General features: G+C 46.6%; 5 protein-coding genes. All 5 read left to right on the top strand.

All coding sequences use genetic code 11. The features are described from left to right. The coding region (locus tag GX016_07520; GenBank protein HHT71406.1) for a hypothetical protein at nucleotides 1-551 on the top strand (551 nt) is incomplete at its 5' end. Nucleotides 552-746: 195 nt separating this feature from the next. Next, complete coding sequence (locus GX016_07515; protein HHT71405.1) at nucleotides 747-1,304, top strand: sigma-70 family RNA polymerase sigma factor; 558 nt, start codon at nucleotides 747-749, stop codon at nucleotides 1,302-1,304. After that, complete coding sequence (locus tag GX016_07510; protein ID HHT71404.1) at nucleotides 1,301-2,812, top strand: hypothetical protein; 1,512 nt, start codon at nucleotides 1,301-1,303, stop codon at nucleotides 2,810-2,812. Before GX016_07515 ends, GX016_07510 begins: the two co-directional genes overlap by 4 nt. 194 nt (nucleotides 2,813-3,006) lie before the next feature. Beyond that, the gene (gene arr / locus GX016_07505) at nucleotides 3,007-3,435 is read left to right on the top strand and encodes an NAD(+)--rifampin ADP-ribosyltransferase (GenBank protein HHT71403.1); all 429 of its coding nucleotides are present in this window, start codon (nucleotides 3,007-3,009) and stop codon (nucleotides 3,433-3,435) included. Between the two features lie 441 nt (nucleotides 3,436-3,876). Next, the coding region (locus tag GX016_07500) for a DUF1287 domain-containing protein (GenBank protein HHT71402.1) at nucleotides 3,877-4,294 on the top strand (418 nt) is incomplete at its 3' end.

Genomic DNA, 4,294 nt, shown 5'->3' with positions numbered 1-4,294 from the left:
TATCTGACGGCAGTATTAAATACTGGGATGAAGCTGATACAGCCTCGACCCGAACTATCAGTGTTGATAAGATTAAAAAACGTATATACGTGGCTATATATGACACTGAAGAAGAAGATATTGCTATAACACGTGATGTTACAGATCATGCCACCCCTGAATACACCATTTATTCGTTTGATTATAATTTAGGCGATAAGCGGGAAATGTTACACGAGGCCAATATGGCAATTCAAGCGCTTTACGCCATGGATAACCGGTTGCTGTATCGTGCGGATGATACGATATCACCGTTGCCGGACACAACTACTATATCTGAAGTAATTGATTTAAATGATATGAAGGTGTTGTTTCAATCAGATACGCAATTTCCGCAGCGGGGCAGTTTCACGCGAGACAAGAAGGGTGTTTATATGTTAGAAACTATCGGTGAGGATGAAGGAATATACTACTATGATTTTGAGACACGGGAATACACACCGATAATTAAAAGTGATTTTGGGTCCGTTGCAAATTTTCAACTCATGTATCAAGATGAAAAATCACGTTAGTGTAAGTGCAAGCGGATGTGGCCAATGAATGTCGATGTAATAGTAAGCACTTGGCCCAAACAGCTCATCTTTTTGCAAGGTGGGCTTTATTTGATGTTTGCCGGCAAGGGCGGGGTTTCATGATACGAATATATTGAAACAGATCCTGTCTATATAAGTGAGGGCCTTTCAATTTACCATAAAGGTGGGACGTAGATGGAGGACGTACAAATTATTGGGCTATACAGTGCTCGTGCCGAGACTGCCATCAGGGAGACCGACGCCAAATACGGGCGGATGCTCCATGGGATTGCGTTTAATATCCTCTCCAATTATGAGGACAGTGAAGAAATCGTAAACGATACATACCGTAAGGCCTGGGACGCAATTCCTCCGGCAAAGCCAAACTTTCTTGGTGCGTACCTTGGGCGCATTACCCGCAATCTTTCTATCAATCGCTGGCATGAACAAAGAGCCAAAAAACGATACAATGGCGCTGAACTTCTACTGTCGGAGCTCGGTGACTGCGTGCCAGATTCTGATACTGTAGAAGGTAAAGTAGAAATAAAGGAATTGATACGGACAATTAACCGCTGGTTGGATACCTTACCTGTAGCCAGCCGCGTTCTATTTATGCGGCGTTATTGGTTTGGAGATGCGGTGAATCAACTAGCCGAGGAATGCGCAACTTCGTCCAATAGACTGGCGGGGCACTTGTACCGTTTACGACAAAGCCTGAAACGGGCACTGGAACTGGAGGGAATTTGGCTATGAGAGAAAAGAAAATCTTCGATGCTTTGACCGAGGTGCGTGAAGAATACATTGAAGAAGCAAGAACAACAAGGCTCCAACAGCAGTTCTCACCTTGGAGGAAATGGTCAGCTGTTGCTGCTTGCGCACTGGTAGCCATTGGCATCGGTGGAGCACTTATGCTGCAAAGCCGGCTCCCTTTTGCTGGCAATGCGGGAAGCGGTGGTATCGGACATGGCGACAGCAGTATCTTCATGTCCTATGCAGGGCCAGTTTTTCCTTTGACCTTAAATAAGGCGGACGATAAAATAACCGCTATCCGTAACATCACTTACGATTTTTCCCTTCCTGCTGAGGATAGTGTTCGGGTCTGGGGTTCCAATGTAGCAGACAGCTATACCCTTAGCAATTACGCCTCGGAAGAAAAAACCGTACGAGCAATTTATCCATTTGCCGGAAGTTTTGATGAGCTTAAGGAACAGATGCCTGTTATTACCGCAAACGGACACCAAGTGGCACCGGTACTATATGCAGGCGGCTATTGCGGGGGGTTTACTGGTGTTTATGGCGCCGAGGATTCAAATGGAAGTGCCAACATCTTACAACTAAACAGCTGGGAAGGTTATAAAGCACTGTTAGAAGACGGCAGTTATAAAGATAATGCCTACGCACTCTACCCTGCTTTGCCCCAGCAGGTAACCGTGTATACCTTTGCCGATTTTAGAGCACCCGAACAGTATGATGCCGCCACACAAGCCATATCCTTTACCATTGATCCCGACAAAACTACCATATTGCAGTATGGCTTCGAAGGCGCGGAAATTGGCGATGATGGTTTTCGCAGATACAGCTATTTTGTGCCGCATAAACATAAGAGGCACAGAGGGACAAAAATGTTAATTATAATGGGCGATGACATTACAGACTACAGCTTGCAGGGATACAAAAACGGCGCCTGTGAACAGGGCAACGAACTCGAGGGTGTGTCGACATCTATCACCCGGACCCAGCGGGTTTTGTCAGATGTGATGGGTGAGCTCATTGCTGATTTCTTTGCTCAATATGGTGGCGGCAACTCGCTGGTCGTACCCCAAGAGATGTTTCTTGGGGCTGTTTCAGAGTTTATGTATCAATACGGCCCGCTGTCCGAATCGGTCCGTGACCGTTACCAATACGGGATGTTAGAGGATATAATCCAAGAGACTAGAAGTCTGCAGCGCGTATTCTACTTGGAATTCGCGATTACCGTGCCTGCTGGAAATAGCGTATCAGTTACGGCGAATATGCATAAGAAACCAAGCCACGACTTTGCTTGCTCCGGGTCTGATAAGGTGGGCGTGCAGGGTTACGATACGGTGACCCGGTTGGGAAGCAACCTCCATTTTGAGGCACTCGCAGCAGAGTTAACTTCTACCGATGGCATCGAAATCGTCCGTCAAAATTTCGGTTTCAACTTGACCCAAGGCATTACCAAGGTGGAACTTGATCCTACAAAGGAGCATTACTATCTAGAGATCAGGCCGGTGAAATAGAAACGCCTAGCATTCGCAACTTCAATAACCGGGTTTCCTTTTCGGGTTGGTATTTACCCCTACCGTGAATTGGTAACACGGTGGCGTATCCCGGTGATCAATCCCTGTTGATTATGGAAGTAGAATCAGATACCATATACTTACAATGAAAACAGGGGGCCAGGCGTTTCTCATGAGAGGGATAGGAAGTGAATATGAAGACTGAACGGACACCGTCTAGAACATTGGATCCCGGACCTTTCTACCACGGCTCAAAAGCCGACCTGAAGGTGGGAGACATGCTGAAACCTGGCTATAGCTCTAACTTTGGCGAGGGCAAGAAGGCCAACTACGTCTACCTGACTGCGACATTGGATGCGGCAACGTGGGGAGCGGAACTGGCAGTGGGCGACAAACCCGGTAGAATCTATCGTGTGGAGCCTACAGGTCCTATTGAGGATGATCCCAATCTGACGGATAAGAAGTTTACGGGGAACCCAACCAGGTCCTACCGAACCAAACACCCACTACGAGTAGTGGGCGAGGTTTTGGACTGGCAGGGACATTCTCCAGAGGTGCTAAAAAACATGCGAGATCATCTTGACAAGCTTAAACGGCTCGGTATCGAGGCAATTAACGATTGACAGCGTGCCGACAACCCTTCCGGTACCGGCCCGCTTAATGGAGAACCTTTTTATGTGCCGCTAGCCGTCAGACCTTTAATGCCTTGGTGGCCTACACTGACCAAGGAAACTTGTGGCATCGATAATGTAGATAATGCAACCTTCGCTTTCAGCTTTTCACCATCGGACAAGAGCTTGATACTACTGCCTACAGCACTAAGATTACTTTTTCTCGGGAAGACATGAGCAAGGTATACGGCGATCTGGCGGGTTAGCCAGTGATTTGAAACTACTTGAGCAGGCGTTGATTAAAGAGGCTTAGCGACGCATGACAAAACGCCGATTAAACTAAGCAACAAAGCCTGCCAAGACACAAGCTCTAACTTGGCACGTCTTGGGTTGCTGGCTCGGCTCTGTTGTGGTAATAAGCGGTAAAGGGCATCGTGAAGGAATGATCAAAACATGAATAACAATAGCCATAAGCCAAGTCCGGCACTGCGTTTTATGATTGCTTTTGCCCTGTTGTTGACCGGTGCAGGGTTGTATATGGCGAGTTACTACAACCTTCTTCCACGAAAAGCTTATGCTTCCGACGACTTTAACATTGAAACAATATACAGCCAGATGGATTATAATGATAACGGCATAGATGATTATACCGATATTTTGCTCGGTGCAAGGAAGGATGCCGAAAATCATCCAACCTATAACGGAGCGTATTATGATGGTGGTTATCCACCTGACGATATTGGTGTATGTACTGATGTTGTGTGGAGAGCCTTCAAAAACGCGGGTTTCAGCTTACGAGAAATGGTCAATAACGATGTTGTCGCAAGGCCAGAGGCTTACCCTAATATTGGAGAAAGGGATAAAAACATTG

Source organism: Bacillota bacterium (assembly GCA_012837285.1).
In the GTDB taxonomy this organism is placed as follows: domain Bacteria; phylum Bacillota; class DTU030; order DUMP01; family DUMP01; genus DUNI01.
Note: the sequence above shows the minus strand (reverse complement) of the source record. Positions and strands in the feature narration are given on the sequence as shown.

What these genes read in the sequence shown, in the direction of transcription:
- GX016_07515 (HHT71405.1), top strand. Translation starts at nt 747, where the DNA reads ATGGAGGACGTACAAATTATTGGGCTATACAGTGCTCGTGCCGAGACT.
- GX016_07510 (HHT71404.1), top strand. Translation starts at nt 1,301, where the DNA reads ATGAGAGAAAAGAAAATCTTCGATGCTTTGACCGAGGTGCGTGAAGAA.
- arr (HHT71403.1), top strand. Translation starts at nt 3,007, where the DNA reads ATGAAGACTGAACGGACACCGTCTAGAACATTGGATCCCGGACCTTTC.